This window comes from Niastella vici (assembly GCF_002077945.1).
GTDB lineage: Bacteria > Bacteroidota > Bacteroidia > Chitinophagales > Chitinophagaceae > Niastella > Niastella vici.
Window position 1 is genome coordinate 762682 of sequence record NZ_LVYD01000058.1, and the last position, 16578, is coordinate 779259.

Below are 16578 nucleotides of genomic sequence, written 5' to 3' on the forward strand. Positions count from 1 at the left end.
CCTTTAATCCGGATTATACCTGATAGGTAACAATATATAAGTGATCCCGATAGCAGCGGGACCGTAATGGAGTTAGTAATTACATGAGTAAGCGATTGGTTATACTAGGTGCCGGCGAAAGCGGCGTGGGCACTGCCATCCTTGGCAGGCAAAAAGGGTATGATGTATTTGTATCAGACGGTGGAGCGGTTAAGGAGAAATACCAGGAAGAGCTGAATAAGTATGGCATAGCGTGGGAAGCAAATCAACATACCGAAGAGAAGATATTGAATGCAGATGAAGTAATGAAAAGCCCGGGCATACCCGAAAAGAATGAGTTGGTAAAGAAGATCAGGAAGAAAGGGATACCGGTCATCAGTGAAATTGAATTTGCATACCGTTACAAAGGCAACAGTAAGATCATTGGCATTACGGGCAGCAACGGAAAAACAACTACGACGTCGTTGATGTATCACATCTGCAAAACAGCAGGTTTTGATTGCGCACTCGTAGGAAATATCGGGTATTCATTCGCGAAGCAGATTGCTGAAGATCCTAAAGAATGGTATGTGGCAGAGATCAGCAGTTTTCAGTTGGATGATATCCATACGTTCAGGCCCGATGTAGCTATACTCACCAATATCTCGGAAGACCATTTGGATCGATATGATTACCGGTTCGAAAATTATATACACAGTAAGTTCAGAATAGCGGAAAACCAAACAGAACAGGACTATTTCATTTACTGTGCCGATGACCCGGTGACCATGCAATACTTAGAGAAATATTCCATCAAATCTAACCCATTACCATTCAGTATGAGTAAAGAATTACCCCAGGGCGGTTTTATCAGGAACGGACAGATGACTGTTACAGTTGATGACGAGCGCATGCAGATGAATGTGAACGATTTTACTTTAAAGGGCAAACACAACCAGAATAACACAATGGCAGCAAGTTTAGGTGGTGTAACAGTGGGTATTCGCAAAGAGAAGATCCGCGTAGCCGTTCAAACATTTGAATCGCTGGCACACAGAATGGAGCCGGTGAGCACCATACGCGGCGTTGAGTTCATCAACGACAGCAAGGCTACCAACGTAAACAGCACGTGGTATGCGCTGGAAAGCATGGAACGGCCTACTATTCTCATACTGGGTGGGGTAGATAAAGGAAATGATTATTCAATTCTTACAGACCTGATTCGTGAAAAAGTAAAAGCGATCGTATGCCTGGGAACCGATAACCGTAAGATACATGAAGCATTTAAAAATGATGTGCAGCTGATGGTGAATACCGCCAGCGCCGAAGAAGCAGTAAAAGCAGCATTTCATTTTGCCAGCCCGGGCGATACCGTGCTGTTGAGCCCGGCCTGCGCCAGCTTCGACCTGTTCAAGAACTATGAAGATCGTGGCGATCAGTTCAAGCAGGCAGTGCGGGAATTATAAGAACACTGGAAAAGATTTTTCTGTATAGATAAATGACAGGCGCAAATGACATATCGTTAAAGCAAACAAATGCAGGCGGCCTGCTGAGCAAAACCAGGGGCGACAAGGTCATCTGGGCTATTGTAGTACTGTTGGCACTGGTATCAATGCTGGCAGTGTACAGCTCAACCGGGTTACTGGCATACAAGTATAACCGCGGCAATACGGAAGTATACCTGTTTAAACAGGTCATCTTCACTGCTGTGGGGTTGGGGATCATTTATTTCTCACACCGGGTTAACTATACGTTGTATTCCAGGGTAGCACGCATTTTGTTCATGCTGTCGATCCCATTATTGATATATACATTATTCTTTGGACTGAAATTAAATGAAGGTAGCCGGTGGATCCGGTTGCCTATCATCAATCTTACGTTTCAAACCTCTGACCTTGCCAAGCTGGCGTTGTTCATGTACATGAGCCGACTGCTTAGCAAGAAACAGGAAGTGATCAAGGATTTTAAAAAGGGGTTTATTCCCGTGATTACGCCGGTTGCGATCATCTGTATATTGATTGTGCCGGCCAACCTGTCGACTGCATTGCTGGTAGGAGCTACCAGCATGTTGTTATTATTTATAGGCCGGGCCAGTATTAAACACATGTTGTTGATGGTTGGGTTAGCAGCCATACCCGTTGCAATACTGGTGATGCTGGCCGTAGGGTTCTATGACAAAAAAGAAGAGAAATGTTCTGAGCTGCCGTTCTTTTTACAGAAGGGTCGTATCCCTACCTGGATAAGCCGCGTGCAGAACTTTATATATGACAGCAAACAGGTCGATAAAGATGAGAACTACCAGATAAACCAGGCAAAGATCGCCATTGCAAAAGGCGGCTTGCTGGGGTTAGGACCAGGTAATAGCCAAACGCGGAACTTTTTACCGCATCCGTATTCAGATTTCATCTTTGCGATCATCATTGAAGAGTATGGACTGGCGGGGGGCGGTTTTATCTTGTTTGTATACCTGTTATTCCTGTTGCGGAGTATTAGAATATTTAAAAAATGCCCTTATGCTTTTGGGGCATTTCTGGCGTTGGGATTAAGCTTTACGCTGGTTATACAGGCGTTGATCAATATGGCGGTAACGGTAAATCTGTTCCCGGTAACGGGGGTAACCTTACCATTGGTGAGCATGGGCGGAAGTTCGTTCCTGTTCACCTGTTTGGCAATAGGTATTATATTAAGTGTGGCCCGCAATGTGGAGCAACTGGAAGCGCCCGCCGCTGACGGTACAGCAAAAGCAGCAACAAAAGAAAAGAAACCAAAGACAAAAACCGAAGAAGTAGAAGAGGAAGCAGAAGAAGAAAAAGAAGAGAAACCAGTGAAAGCAAAAAGGGAAAAAAGCTTAAAGAAGAAAGAAGCAGTGGAAACAACTGAAGAGAAAGCGGCAAAACTCAATGCGTTAAAACCGCTTACTGAGATAGCCATGAAGGACATGGAGCAAGGTAAATAGCCTTGAAAAGTAAAATACATATCCGTGAATAAAAAGATAATCATAGCAGGGGGTGGAACCGGCGGACATATTTTCCCCGCAGTGGCAATAGCAAATGCCCTGCGCAGAATGCAACCAACCATAGAGATATTATTTGTTGGGGCGAAGGGAAAAATGGAAATGGAAAAAGTGCCGCAGGCGGGATATAATATAAAAGGACTCGATATAGCCGGGTTTAACAGAAGCTCTTTGATCAAGAATATCGGATTGCCATTTAAACTGATAAAAAGTTTTTGGCAGGTGCGAAGCATCATCAAAACCTTTCAACCCGATGCGGTGATTGGCGTGGGTGGTTATTCAAGTTTCCCCGTGTTGCGGTTTGCGCAAACACAGGGCATTGCCACCTTTATTCATGAAGCCAATTCATTTGCCGGTAAATCGAACATCCTGTTGGGAAAAAATGCCAGCAAAATATTCGTGGCCACCGATGGAATGGAAAAATTTTTCCCGGCTAATAAGATCATGATCACCGGCAACCCGGTACGGCAGAATATAGTGACCAATACGATCAGCCGCAAGGAAGGCATTGAGTTCTTTGGATTAGACCCGGCGAAGAAAACAGTTTTTGTAACTGGCGGCAGTCTCGGGGCTAAAGGAATTAATGAAGCGGTAGATGCAGGCATTCCGGCGTTCACACAAAATGATGTGCAGCTGATATGGCAAACCGGTAAGCCATATGCCGAGAAAGCAAGTGCCCGGGCAGCGGAGAACAGGAACATTTGGGCCAATAGTTTTATAACGCAAATGGAATATGCCTATGCAGCCGCAGATATAGTGATCTCAAGAGCGGGCGCCATGTCGGTAGCAGAATTATGTGTGGTTAAAAAGCCAGTGGTATTTGTGCCCTTTCCGTTTGCAGCAGAAGATCATCAAACGGCCAATGCACAGAACCTGGTGAACAAACAGGCCGGCCTGATGGTAAAGGACAGCGAAGCAAAAGAGAAGCTGGTGCCAACAGTAATTGCACTGGCCCGTGACGAACAGCAGCAGCATATGTTGCGGGAGAATATTGGCAAGCTGGCTATAACAAATGCAGATGAAGTGGTTGCGAAAGAGATCTTGAGGATAATAAGTAATTAGGAATTGAGGAATGGCGCAATTCACCATTGACCATTCACCATTCACCGAAAAAAGAAAATGATCGAGATAAAAGATATACGGAAAGTTTATTTCATAGGAATTGGTGGAATTGGAATGAGTGCGCTGGCCCGCTATTTCAACTTTCATGGGAAAGAAGTGAGCGGGTACGATAAAACCGAAACCCCGCTTACCAAACAACTGGTCAATGAGGGCATACCGGTACACTATGAAGATAACCTGCAGCTGGCGCCAAAAGATGCACAATTAATAGTATATACGCCGGCCGTGCCAAAGAACCATACGGAGCTGTTGTACTATCAGCAAAACAACTATCCGTTGATGAAGCGAAGCGAAGTGTTGGGCGCTATTACAAGAAGTTCTTTTAATATCTGTGTGGCAGGAACCCATGGAAAGACCACCATCACTACCATGGTTGCGCATATTCTGCGGCACAGCGAATATGGTTGCAATGCATTTTTGGGTGGAATTGCCGTGAACTATAACAGCAATTACTGGAGCCATGAACGCGATGTGTGTGTAGTGGAGGCCGATGAATACGATCGCAGCTTTTTACGGCTGAGTCCCGATGTGGCAGTGATCAGCGCCATGGACCCCGATCATCTGGATATTTACGGCACCACCGCTGCCATGGAAGAAGCGTTCATTGAATTTGCCGGAAAGATAAAACCGAATGGTTTGCTGATCAGCAAATATGGCTTGCCGAGAGGGAAGGAACTGAAAGCGCCGAACCATTACACGTATCATTTGCAAAACACCCAGGCCGATATTTATGCGGGTAATATTCAAATGCAACATGGTACCTATGTATTCGATGTGCAGGTGAAAGACTGGCGCTTAACGAACGTAGTGTTGAACATGGGTGGGTTACATAACATAGAAAACGTAATAGCAGCCATCGCTATTGCTCACCGCCTGGGAATTGAGGATGAAAAGATAAAAGCAGCAGTGGAGGCATTCAGAGGAGTACGGCGCAGGTTTGAATATGTGATCAAGAACAGGGAAGTAACATTCGTTGATGATTACGCCCACCACCCCGAAGAATTGCGGGCCCTTATAACCGGCGCCCGGGGCTTGTTTGGTGATATGAAGTGTACGGTTATTTTTCAGCCGCACCTGTTCACCCGCACGAGAGACCTGGCAAAAGAATTTGCTGAAGTGCTTGACATGGCCGATGAAGTGGTGTTGTTGCCGATCTATCCGGCCCGGGAATTACCGATTGAAGGAGTGACCAGCAACACGATTCAGGAGAAGATGACAAACCAGCATGTGCAGATAATGACAAAGGAACTGTTGTTGCAATGGATAAAAGATAAAGCAGGCAGCAGAACCAACGACAATAAAGGTTGGTTATTGATCACAGCCGGTGCAGGCGATATTGATACGCTGGTGCAACCCATAAAGCAGATCATTGAAAAGAAATAGATGAAAAAGAAACGCTCTATCAGAAAATTGATCCTGGTGTCTTTCTGGCTGTGTATAGCAGCCGGCACTATGGTATTGCTGGTAGCGGCGATGAATGCGCAGAATAATAAGAATTGCAAAGGCTATTCGATCCAGATCAAAGGGAAGACCGACCAGTGGTTCCTCGATAAAAAAGATATTGCGGCCCTGTTGATCTCGCAGGGCGGTGTGCAGGGCAGGGCGGTAAAGAATTTTGATCTGCGCCGGATGGAGAACCAGCTAAAGAATAATGTGTGGGTAAAGGATGCAGAATTGTTCTTTGATAATAGCCGGGTATTGCAGGTACGCATAGAAGAACGCGTGCCCGTGGCCAGGTTATTTACGGTTACAGGTAACAGCTTTTATATTGACAGCAGCGGTGAAAGGCTGCCATTGTCTGATAAATTTTCAGCGCGTTTGCCTGTGTTCACCGGCTTTCCATCGGAAAGGGATAAGCTGAACGGGGCCGATAGTTTGCTGGTGCGTGAGATAATTAATATCAGCGATTACCTGGTGCATGATGAATTTTGGATGGCACAGGTTTCGCAAGTCGATATCCAGGCCGATCACACATTTGAGATGATACCCGTGGTAGGCAACCATATTATTCAGTTTGGTGATGGTACCGATTATGAGAAAAAGTTTAAACGGTTGCTGTTGTTTTATCAGCAGGTGTTGAGCAAAACAGGCATGGATGTGTACCAGAAGCTGAACGTAGGATTCGCAAGACAGGTGATTGGGGTGAAAAACCCTTCCCCATACAACAACTAAAAACAGGATACGTATGCAACACGAACAACAACCCATTATTGTCGGACTGGATATCGGTACGACAAAGATTGCCGCGATTGCCGGTCGAAAGAACGAATTCGGCAAGCTGGAGATCATTGGCTTTGGCAGGGCCAACTCCAACGGTGTTAAGCACGGACAGGTGCTTAATATCGACGAAACCATCAAGGCCATTAGCATGGCGCTTGAGAACTGCTATGCATCAAATCCCGGTTTGGAGATCAATGAAGTATATGTAGGTATTGCAGGTCATCATATAAAAAGCCTGCAAACCCGTGGTGACATTGTACGTCAGCAAACCGATGATGAGATCTCTCAACGCGAGATCGATCAGTTGATCTCGGATCAGTATAAAACGTACATTCCTGCAGGTGATCAGATCATCGATGTGATACCCCAGGAGTTTACAGTTGATAATTTTCAAAATATTCCTAACCCAATTGGCTATGGTGGCGTGAAAATTGGTGCTAATTTCCACATCATCACCGGCGACAAAAATGCCATCCGCAATATTACCCGTGCAGTGGAGAAAAGTGGCTTAAAGACAAAGGACCTGGTATTGCAACCACTGGCATCAGCCGCTGCAGTAATGGGAACTGAAGACCTGGAAGCAGGTGTGGCCATTGTTGATATTGGTGGTGGTACTACCGACCTGGCCGTTTTCTATGAAGGAATTTTGAAACATACTGCGGTTATACCGTTTGGTGGCGAAAACATCACCAATGATATCAAGACCGGTTTGGGTGTGCTGAAAACACAGGCTGAACAAATGAAAGTGCAGTTTGGCAGCGCCCTGGCCAATGAAGCCCGCAGCAATGCCTTCATTACCATTCCCGGTTTGCGTGGTATGCCAGCCAAAGAGATCAGTGTAAAGAACCTGGCCAACATCATACAGGCCCGTATGAGCGAGATCATGGATTTTGTGACCTATCACCTGAAGCAAGTTGGTTTGGATAGCCGGATGCTCAATGGCGGTATTGTATTGACCGGTGGCGGTTCTCAATTAAAACACCTCATTCAGTTAACAGAATATGTGACCGGACTGAATTGCCGTATCGGTTTTCCTACCGAGCACCTGGCAGCAGGTCATATTGAAGAATTGGCGCGTCCAACCTATTCAACCTGTATCGGTCTTATTTTAAAAGGTTACAGCGATTACGAACATCATCGCAAACAATTCGAGAACCAGTTCAGGAAAATATCCATACCTGAAAATCTGCGCCAGACAGAGTTGGTTGAAGAAGAAGTGATGGATGATGAGGAAATGCAGGCAGAAAAAGTAAGGAACCGCAAAGGCATCAAGGATTTCTGGGGCAAGTTCAAAGATGGTATCATTGAACTGTTCAAGGAAGAAGAAGATCACGCATTGTAAATAAATAAGACGTTTATCTCCCTCCCGGTTTGCCGGGGGGACCCGGGGGAAGGCCCCTGGCACAAGTAAAACACAAGTAACAGATAACAGACCACGTACATTCAACCTATTGAAAAGAAAATCCGGGGAATATGAAAAATACCAGCATGATAACGGAGCCCGGGTTAACCGGTCCGTTACAGTGCAAAATTGTTAAACTAACCCGTTATTCTTAATCTGGTCTCAGCAGCGTGTGAGGGTAGGCTGGTGGGGCTGTTAAACAGTAAGCTATGATTCATTTTGATTTACCGAAGGAAAAATCATCTATACTCAAAGTGATTGGGGTAGGTGGCGGCGGGAGCAATGCGGTTAACCACATGTATAGCCAAAACATTGAGGGTGTAAATTTTATTATTTGTAACACCGATGCGCAGGCTATTTCAAAAAGCCAGGTGCCTAATAAAGTGCAGTTGGGCCCCCACCTTACACAAGGTTTGGGTGCAGGAGCTAACCCCGAGATCGGCCGTCAGGCTACAGAAGAAAGCCTGGAAGAGCTCAGGCGTATTTTGGAAGTAAATACCAAAATGGCATTTATTACTGCGGGTATGGGTGGTGGAACCGGTACCGGTGGCGCGCCCATTATCGCCAGAATATGTAAAGAGTTAGGCATTCTTACTGTTGGTATTGTAACTACCCCATTTTCATACGAAGGACCAAAACGCCAGGCGCAGGCTGAAAATGGTATCAAGCAGCTGAAGCAATCTGTTGATACCCTGCTGGTGATCAGTAACGACAAGTTGCGTCACCAGTTCGGTAATCTGAAAATGAAGGAAGCCTTTTCAAAAGCAGATAATGTATTATCAACTGCCGCTAAATGTATTACAGATGTAATTAACAGCACTGGTCAAATAAACGTTGACTTTGCCGACGTATGTACCATTATGCGTAACGGTGGTGTGGCCATTCTGGGTAGTGCAGCTACCAGGGGAGAAGACCGCGCTATTCGTTGTATTGAAGAAGCGCTGAATTCGCCATTGCTGAATGATAACGACATTCGTGGCGCTAAATGGATCTTAATTAATATCAATTCTTCGGAAGGTGACCATGAGTTCACCATGGATGAAGTGGAGATCATTCAAAACTATTTATTAAGCCAGGCCGGGGATGATACCGATGTAATTTTGGGTATGGGCTACGATAACAGCCTGAACGACAAAATAGGTATAACCCTCATAGCCACCGGCTTTGAACATAAAGATCCTTTCAAGAAAGCTGCCGCTAAAACGCCGGAGCCTAAAAAGGATGAGAAGATCATTTTGTCGTTGAACCAACAAGCTGAGAAGCCTAAAAAGGAACAACCGGTTGCAGAGAAAAAAGAGGAAAAGGCTGCTGAGCCGGTTATTAAACCTGAGCTGGCGCCCAAGCTTATTGATACTGATACAAGTTCAGCTTCCATTGCGCTGGAGCTTTTTACGAATGAGGAAACTGGTAAAACTACTGTGGACAATGGCGTGGATAAAAATGGTGCGCCGGAAAAAATTGAATGGGTACTTTCGCAACCGTCTGATCCTGTTGAGAAATATACTGGTTCAACAGTAAATCAGCAACAGCAACAACAGCCTCAAAAGACTCAAAATAATTCTTCGACGTCTGCAGCGTCCGGAGGATACTTGGCCAAGCCTTCCAATATTTATGCAGAACCAAAACCTATAGAATCCAAACCGGAACAACAACATTCCCCTGTGAACGAACCTGTCAGAAATGCCGGTGCGAAACCAGTCCAGGAAGAAGATCCTTCCAATGACCTGCACCTGGTATTCAAAGATGATATTCCAGCGGCGGATGCGCCTGGGGCCTATCATGCTCAACCCCCTGTTAGTAGCGGCAACATTTCTGCTGAGGACCTGGCAATGCTAGACGAAGCAGAAGAACAAAAACGCCGTGCAGCTGAACGAATACAGAAATTGCGCAACCTTTCGTTCAATATTAACGGAGCTGACCCTAACAACGAGTTTGAAACTGTGCCGGCATACATCCGCCGCAATTTGGAACTGTACAACACGATCTCGAGCGTAGAAAACTTCTATAGCAAATACGAAGTAAAAGCCGACGAAAATAATAATGGCCAGATTTCCACGCTGAACACGTTTTTAGATGGAAAGAAACCAGATTAATAATAGTTGTTTTGTATCCTGTCCCCACCCAACGTGCTACCTGTTCGTTTTTAGAGTAAAGGTTTACTGAGCAGGGGCGCCGGGTCTAAATCGATTGTTTTAACACAGCGATTGTTGTTTTTAGTTGTAGTCCCCCCGACTAATCGGGGGGATTTTTTTTACCCCTACCTTTGTTCCATGGCAACCATTCTTATCACCGGCGGTACCGGCACCATCGGTAAAGCACTAACCAACGCCCTGACCGGTAAACAACACCAGGTCATTATTCTAACCCGTAATCCCCGGCAAGGTACAGACGCTGTTACCTATGCTGCCTGGGACCCGGCCAACAACTCCATTGATATAGGAGCGGTGCAAAAAGCCGATTATATCATTAACCTCGCCGGCGCCGGCGTGGCTGATAAACGTTGGACCAAAAAACGCAAACAGGAGTTGGTCGATAGCCGGGTGCAAAGCGGTCAGTTGCTGGTGAAAACCCTGCAGCAAAATGACAATAAAGTAAAGGCGGTGATCAGCATGTCGGGTATTGGCTGGTATGGCGATGATAAGAAGCGAGGCCCGCAACAAACCATGTTCAGGGAAGGCGACCCTGCCGATGAAGGCTTTTTAGGGCAAACCTGTGTAAAATGGGAAAATGCCATTAAGCCGGTAACGGCCCTGAACAAACGCATCGTTATTTTCCGCAGTGGCATTGTGCTCGCTAAAGACGGTGGTGCATTGGATGAGTTCAAAAAGCCGGTAAAGGCCGGTATTGCGCCCATCTTTGGCAGCGGCCACCAGGTTACCAGCTGGATCCATATTGATGATCTTTGCCGCCTGTTCCTGCTGGCCATCGATAATGAAAGAATTCGCGGTGAATACAATACGGTAGCTCCACAACCCGTCAGCAATAAAAACTTCATGCTTACGCTGGCAAAGAAAATGAAAGGAAGCTTTTATATTCCGATATATGTACCTTCTTTTCTGTTGAAATTGATATTAGGCGAAGTGAGCATCGAAATACTGAAAAGCGCCACAGTAAGTTCTGAAAAGCTCGTCAGCACCGGCTTTCAATTCTTATTTCCCACGCTCGAGGTGGCGTTGGACGACCTCATCAAAAAATAAACTACGTATTGACAGGTGTCTGCTTTTCATGGTAAAGGCTGGTAAATTCACCCACTATCGCCTTGCCGTTGTTGAAAAGCAATTTGTGCAATTTAAGGTCCTCAATATCGCTGGTAAGCACTTTGCGGTGAACCGGGTTTATGGTACCGCCGGGCTGGCCGGCTTTTGCGTTGGGTTCGTATTGAAAAGGTGGATCAACCAACGTACCGCGGGGATACATGATGCCGGGTGTTGCATGCCCTCTGATATCGAGGTTGGCAGGATGAACGAGCCCCAGGGTATGGCCGTATTCATGGGCTGCCGTGGTAGAGGTTTGTAACAGGTTATCGAGCTTGAAGTAACCGGTATTGGAACCAATACCATCTACAAACGAAATATTGCCAATGGCAAATTCTTCAATGCGAAAGAAATTAAAGCGGGGATTATCGTTGTACCACACTTTTTCGGGATCGAGGTCAGGTTCATAAATGCCATCAATATCGAACCGTACCGTGAACTGGTTGCTGCCAATACGGATGCTGGCATTCGGTTCATTCCAGTGGTTGCTGATATCGTTGGCTATTTGCCACGACAGGTCTTTGCTGGCCGCATCTCCATAAAAGAAGAATACAGAGTGAATGATGAGCTCATTGGTGATGGTATATAATTCAACTTCCCCCATTTGCTGGTTCCTAAGTTCTTAGTTTTTAGTTCTCTGATCTTTATTCGAGATTGTTGATATCATTTCGGGCATCACTAATTTAAAGAAAAAAGGCGCCCCGATGGTTCGGAACGCCGTTATTTTCTCATGTGACGCCTGATTATCAATTGCGGATAGGCTTTCCGCCTTTCAAAACGCTTTGGATCCTTTCCAGGGTTTTCTTTTCACCACAAAGTGATAGGAATGCTTCCCGCTCCAGGTCCAGTAAATATTGTTCAGATACTGCGGTAGGTTCGCTCAAATCGCCCCCGCACATAACATACGCCAGCTTTTTAGCTACCACTACATCGTGATCGGTTGCATACTGGGCGCGCCACATACCATTGATACCGGCATATAAAGCGCCTAATGCTGAACGGCCTAACACCTTAATATCTTTTCGTTGTACAGGAGTAACATAACCACTGTCAAAAAGTTCAACAACGCTTTTCTTCGCTTCTGCAATACGCCGGCCCTGGTTCAGCACTACTTCATCTTTCCCCTTGCGTAAAATACCCAGTTCAAAACCTTCCTGAGCCGAAGTGGCAACTTTTGCCGTGGCTATGGTAAGAAAACGGTTTTTAAGTGTAATGGTATCCGGTTCATCTTCATGCATTTCATCTGCGGCACGCAACACAAATTCTTTGGTGCCACCACCACCGGGAATAAGGCCAACACCCAGTTCAACCAAACCAATATAGGTTTCTGCAGCTGCACAAACTTTATCTGAATGCAGGCTTAACTCACAGGCGCCCCCTAAAGTAAGCGCATGTGGTGCAACCACTACAGGAACTGCCGAATACCTTGCGCGCATCATGGTGTTTTGGAACAAACGAACAGCCATATCCAACTCATCATATTCCTGTTCTATTGCAAGCATAAAGATCATGCCTACATTGGCTCCGGCGCTGAAATTGGCGCTGTCGTTTCCGATCACCACGCCTTTATATTTCTCTTCTGCTTTTGCTATTGATGTTTGAATGCCCTCGAGTACTTCACCGCCAATGCTGCCCATTTTTGTATACCATTCCAGGCCTAATACATCATCGCCTAAATGATAGAGGCGGCAGGCGCTGTTTTTCCATACGGTCTGGTTCTCAAAATTTTTCATCACTATAAATGCATCACCACCGGGCAATGATTTATAGGATCTTGAAGCGGCGTCATAATACAGCCGTTTACCATTCTCGACTTTATAAAAAGTCTTTACACCGGCTTCCAGCATCTCATTAACCCAGGGAGCTACAGAATAACCGGCTTCTTTCATTTTTTGTACAGTGCCGGCAACACCTAATACATCCCAGCTTTCAAAAGCGCCGATCTCCCAGCCAAAACCAGCCATCATGGCATCGTCTACGCGGTAGATCTCATCAGAGATCTCGGGGATACGGTGTGAGATATACGAAAACAGTCCGTAATGAAAATGACGATAAAACTCTCCGGCTTTATCGGCGCCGGCGCACAAAGCTTTTAATCTTGTGGCCAGATCATCGATCGGTTTTGCCGTTTCTACCGTGGCAAATTTTGCTTTAGACCGGGGTTTGTATTCAAAGGTTGTAAGGTCGAGTGAATAAATCTCCTTTTCTCCATTCCCGCCTTTCTTTTTTACAAAGAACCCCTGTCCGGTTTTATCGCCCAACTGGTTGCTGGCAACCATTTTTTCGAGCCAGGCCGGTATTTTAAATATATCGCGCTGCTCATCGTTGGGGCAATTATCGTATACGCCTTTGGCTACTTTAACCAGTGTGTCAATACCCACTACATCGGCGGTCCTGAAGGTGGCCGATTTGGGCCGGCCAATGATGGGCCCCGTCAATGCATCCACTTCATCAACACTCAATTTCATTTTTTCGACCAGGGAGAATATGGCCATGATACCATATACGCCAATACGGTTGGCAATAAATGCCGGCGTGTCTTTACACAGCACGGTGGTTTTGCCTAAATACAGGTCGCCATATTGCATTAAGAAATCAACCACTGCCGCATCGGTATGGGGCGTTGGAATAATTTCGAGCAATCGTAAATAACGGGGCGGATTAAAAAAATGCGTTCCGCAGAAGTGTTTTTTGAAATCATCGCTTCTGCCTTCGGCCATCAGGTGAATAGGAATACCCGATGTATTGGAAGTGATCAACGTACCAGGAGTGCGGTACTTTTCTACTTCGGTAAATATCTGTTGTTTAATATCGAGCCGCTCAACAACTACCTCAATGATCCAGTCGTAACCGGCAATTTCCTTCATATTATCAGTGAAGTTGCCGGTGGTGATCTTCTTCACCACATCTTTTGTATAAACAGGAGAAGGATTGCTTTTTAAAGCAGCCTGGAGGGCATCGTTGACCAGTTTATTGCGGGCAGTTTTGTTATCGCTTTCCACGGCTTCTTTCGGCACCATGTCTAATAACAACACCTGTACGCCAATACCTGCAAAATGGCAGGCTATACGGGACCCCATTACTCCACTACCCAGTACAGCTACTTTTTTAATGATACGTTTACTCATAAAAAAATAGTTAGCTAAACAACTATTTCCAAAGATAGGATAAAATCCGACGCCACCAAGAGCTTTTTATATTTTAGCAGGATTATTGGAAATTGCCGGCAGTACCGGTCCTGAGCTAAGTATCTGGCTTTAAGTTCAAATTGCTGTTAACCATGCGCAATCATGCACTTCAAATTTTTTCTGCGGCTGTGCGGGCCGTACAACCGCAATATTTATTACCCAGGCATATACGCAGGGAGAAGGACCAGCTGTGGTTGGGCGGGCAGGTTTTTACTCAAGCTGATATAAATAAACTATTTGTTATAGGGGCAGGTAAGGCCAGCGCCGCCATGGCGCGGGAAACCGAAATTGTGCTGGGCAATCGCATCGATGCCGGGGTTATTGTTACCAAGTATGAACACGCTTATAAGCTCAAGACCATTCAATGTATAGAAGCCGGGCATCCGGTGCCCGATGAGAACAGCCTGCTGGCCGGCCGGGAAATTACCCGGTTGCTGAAACAGGCCGGTGAAAAGGATGTGGTGCTTGCCCTCATAAGCGGCGGCGCTTCGGCGCTGATGGTCGATTGCCCGCCGGGGATCTTATTGCCTGAGCTGCAAACCGTATTTAACCGTTTATTACAATGTGGCGCTACCATTGAAGAAATGAATACCGTGCGCAAACATTTATCGGCCGGTATAAAGGGCGGACAACTAATGCGCACCGCCTCGCCGGCAACGGTTATCAGTTTTATTTTGAGTGATGTCATTGGCGATCCGCTCGATAGTATTGCCAGCGGGCCTACGGTGGCCGACGGTTCTACCTTTACCAATGCCTGGGACATCCTGCGCAAATACCAATTGATCGAAAAACTACCGGTAAGTATCATTCGCTGGTTGCAATTGGGGTTGAACCACCAGGTACCGGAAACGCCAAAACCCGGCGATCCTATTTTTGAAAAAGGCCATAATTATTTGATAGGGAGCAATCGCATAGCGTTGGAAGCCGCAGCTGAAGTGGCAAAGTCGTTACATTATACGCCAACTATATTAACCGATGCCCTGCAGGGCGAAGCCCGCGACAAAGCGCGGGAGCTGGTAGCACAGGTACGGCAATACGCGGGACCGCGACCGGCCTGTTTATTATTGGGCGGCGAAACAACGGTCACTATCAATAACCCCGGCAAGGGTGGCCGCAACCAGGAGTTTGCACTGGCTGCGTTGATGGCCTTGCAGGAAGCTTTTCCTGGCGCAGAAAATATGCCGGTATTGCTTAGCGCCGGCACCGACGGTACTGATGGGCCCACCAATGCCGCCGGTGCAGTTGTTGATAAAGGTGTTATACAACTGGCGGCACAACGGGCACTGTCACCTGAAAAATTCCTGGAGCAAAACGATTCCTGGAACTTCTTTCACCAGGCAGGCGGGCACATCATAACCGGCCCCACGCACACCAATGTGATGGATATTATTGTTGTGTTGATTCCCTGATGTTTACCCTGGGCGTCCTGAACGCATTGCCTGCCGAAGCCCTGGGCGCCTGCGCCAGAGCTTCAGCGCCGGAGCACAAAGGCGGGGAGTCGAAGGATCGAAGTGCTAATTAAGATCAGCCGCCTGCGACACCGTACACCAATCCTCATCAGGGCCTCTTTTTTCAATAAGCTGTTGCATATTGTGTTGCAGCAAACTCGCCAGGGGCATGTTTTGTTCTACCTGCGCCGCCTGTGACAATACCAGGTTAACATCTTTTAACCCCAGTTGCATGCTGAAGCCTGCCGGGGTAAACTGACGGTTCACGATGATGTTACCATAGTTCACATAAATAGGGGAGTTAAACAACGTTTGCGAAAAGAACGACCACATTTTGGCCACGTCAACCTGGCTCTTTGATGCCAGCGCCACGCTTTCACCTATGGCTTCCAGGGCAGCTGCAATCATAAAATTGCCACAGAGTTTAATGGTATTGGCAGCGGTGATAGCATCACCAAAATCCCAAACACCGGCGCCGCCTGCATCTTTTAACAGTTGCTCTGCCTGCTTCCGCAACTCGGCTTCGCCCGATATTACGAAATTCAGCTTACGGGCACGGGCTGCTTCGGGCCGGCCAAAAACAGGCGATGCCAGGTAATGGCTACCGTTTTGTGTATGTAGCCTGGTCAATTCTTCGGCGGTGAGCGGCAGAATGGTGCTCATGGAAATATGCACGCTGCCCGGTTGCATATTTTTGATCAGACCGTCGGGTCCCTCACTCACGCTTTTTAATGCTTTATCATCCGACACCATGGTGATAATGACTGTGCAGGCTTCCGTTAATTCTTTTATCGTTGCACAGGCGGTTGCGCCTTTATCTGTCAGGGGTTTTGTTTTGGCAACGGTGCGGTTGTAAACATATAAGGGATGTCCGCTTGCCAGTAAGTTCTCTGCGATGGGGGTGCCTAAATTCCCTAACCCGATAAATCCGATTTTCATCATAATTATAATATTAAAAAAAGAACCCCACTTG

General features: G+C 46.4%; 12 protein-coding genes. 9 read left to right on the top strand and 3 right to left on the bottom strand.

What is annotated here, in order from left to right:
* Positions 1-83: 83 nt before the first annotated feature.
* The 8 genes from murD to A3860_RS26950 all read left to right on the top strand — a co-directional run bounded on the left by murD (position 84) and on the right by A3860_RS26950 (position 10912).
* Positions 84-1424, top strand: coding sequence for a UDP-N-acetylmuramoyl-L-alanine--D-glutamate ligase (gene murD, locus A3860_RS26915; protein ID WP_081152137.1), 1341 nt, complete (start codon positions 84-86; stop codon positions 1422-1424).
* 32 nt (positions 1425-1456) lie between these two features.
* Entirely contained in the window at positions 1457-2914 is a 1458-nt protein-coding gene (locus A3860_RS26920) for an FtsW/RodA/SpoVE family cell cycle protein (protein WP_081152140.1), read from the top strand.
* A 24-nt stretch (positions 2915-2938) separates the two neighbouring features.
* Entirely contained in the window at positions 2939-4033 is a 1095-nt protein-coding gene (gene murG / locus A3860_RS26925; RefSeq protein WP_081152143.1) for an undecaprenyldiphospho-muramoylpentapeptide beta-N-acetylglucosaminyltransferase, read from the top strand.
* A gap of 57 nt (positions 4034-4090) precedes the next feature.
* Positions 4091-5476 carry a UDP-N-acetylmuramate--L-alanine ligase gene (murC, locus tag A3860_RS26930; protein WP_081152146.1) on the top strand — a complete coding sequence of 462 codons (1386 nt, stop codon included), beginning with the start codon at positions 4091-4093 and terminating at the stop codon, positions 5474-5476.
* Positions 5477-6265 (top strand): cell division protein FtsQ/DivIB, encoded by a 789-nt coding sequence (locus A3860_RS26935; protein ID WP_081152149.1) that lies wholly within the window; start codon positions 5477-5479, stop codon positions 6263-6265.
* Positions 6266-6278: 13 nt separating this feature from the next.
* Positions 6279-7655: a cell division protein FtsA gene (gene ftsA, locus A3860_RS26940; RefSeq protein ID WP_081152151.1), complete on the top strand. Its 1377-nt coding sequence runs from the start codon at positions 6279-6281 to the stop codon at positions 7653-7655.
* A 269-nt stretch (positions 7656-7924) separates the two neighbouring features.
* Entirely contained in the window at positions 7925-9808 is a 1884-nt protein-coding gene (ftsZ, locus tag A3860_RS26945) for a cell division protein FtsZ (protein ID WP_081152154.1), read from the top strand.
* A 177-nt stretch (positions 9809-9985) separates the two neighbouring features.
* The gene (locus tag A3860_RS26950) at positions 9986-10912 is read left to right on the top strand and encodes a TIGR01777 family oxidoreductase (protein ID WP_081152157.1); all 927 of its coding nucleotides are present in this window, start codon (positions 9986-9988) and stop codon (positions 10910-10912) included.
* Between the two features lies 1 nt (position 10913).
* On the opposite strand, the gene A3860_RS26955 is transcribed toward A3860_RS26950, so the two are convergent.
* Both A3860_RS26955 and A3860_RS26960 read right to left on the bottom strand, forming a co-directional pair.
* Positions 10914-11573 carry a peptidase M10 gene (locus A3860_RS26955; RefSeq protein ID WP_081152160.1) on the bottom strand — a complete coding sequence of 220 codons (660 nt, stop codon included), beginning with the start codon at positions 11571-11573 and terminating at the stop codon, positions 10914-10916.
* Between the two features lie 142 nt (positions 11574-11715).
* Positions 11716-14097 carry a 3-hydroxyacyl-CoA dehydrogenase/enoyl-CoA hydratase family protein gene (locus A3860_RS26960; RefSeq protein ID WP_081152162.1) on the bottom strand — a complete coding sequence of 794 codons (2382 nt, stop codon included), beginning with the start codon at positions 14095-14097 and terminating at the stop codon, positions 11716-11718.
* Between the two features lie 152 nt (positions 14098-14249).
* Between A3860_RS26960 and A3860_RS26965 the strand changes: the two genes are divergently transcribed.
* Positions 14250-15566: a glycerate kinase type-2 family protein gene (locus A3860_RS26965; protein ID WP_081152165.1), complete on the top strand. Its 1317-nt coding sequence runs from the start codon at positions 14250-14252 to the stop codon at positions 15564-15566.
* A gap of 105 nt (positions 15567-15671) precedes the next feature.
* Here the strand turns inward: A3860_RS26965 and A3860_RS26970 are convergent, their stop codons facing one another.
* A complete protein-coding gene (locus A3860_RS26970; protein WP_081152168.1) occupies positions 15672-16547 on the bottom strand; it encodes an NAD(P)-dependent oxidoreductase in 876 nt (291 codons plus the stop codon).
* Positions 16548-16578 lie beyond the last annotated feature (31 nt).

Bases quoted from the DNA above. Each gene is read 5' to 3' on its own strand.
- murD (WP_081152137.1), top strand. From the start codon at position 84: ATGAGTAAGCGATTGGTTATACTAGGTGCCGGCGAAAGCGGCGTGGGC.
- A3860_RS26920 (WP_081152140.1), top strand. From the start codon at position 1,457: ATGACAGGCGCAAATGACATATCGTTAAAGCAAACAAATGCAGGCGGC.
- murC (WP_081152146.1), top strand. From the start codon at position 4,091: ATGATCGAGATAAAAGATATACGGAAAGTTTATTTCATAGGAATTGGT.
- A3860_RS26935 (WP_081152149.1), top strand. From the start codon at position 5,477: ATGAAAAAGAAACGCTCTATCAGAAAATTGATCCTGGTGTCTTTCTGG.
- ftsA (WP_081152151.1), top strand. From the start codon at position 6,279: ATGCAACACGAACAACAACCCATTATTGTCGGACTGGATATCGGTACG.
- ftsZ (WP_081152154.1), top strand. From the start codon at position 7,925: ATGATTCATTTTGATTTACCGAAGGAAAAATCATCTATACTCAAAGTG.
- A3860_RS26950 (WP_081152157.1), top strand. From the start codon at position 9,986: ATGGCAACCATTCTTATCACCGGCGGTACCGGCACCATCGGTAAAGCA.
- A3860_RS26955 (WP_081152160.1), bottom strand. From the start codon at position 11,573: ATGGGGGAAGTTGAATTATATACCATCACCAATGAGCTCATCATTCAC.
- A3860_RS26960 (WP_081152162.1), bottom strand. From the start codon at position 14,097: ATGAGTAAACGTATCATTAAAAAAGTAGCTGTACTGGGTAGTGGAGTA.
- A3860_RS26965 (WP_081152165.1), top strand. From the start codon at position 14,250: ATGCGCAATCATGCACTTCAAATTTTTTCTGCGGCTGTGCGGGCCGTA.
- A3860_RS26970 (WP_081152168.1), bottom strand. From the start codon at position 16,547: ATGATGAAAATCGGATTTATCGGGTTAGGGAATTTAGGCACCCCCATC.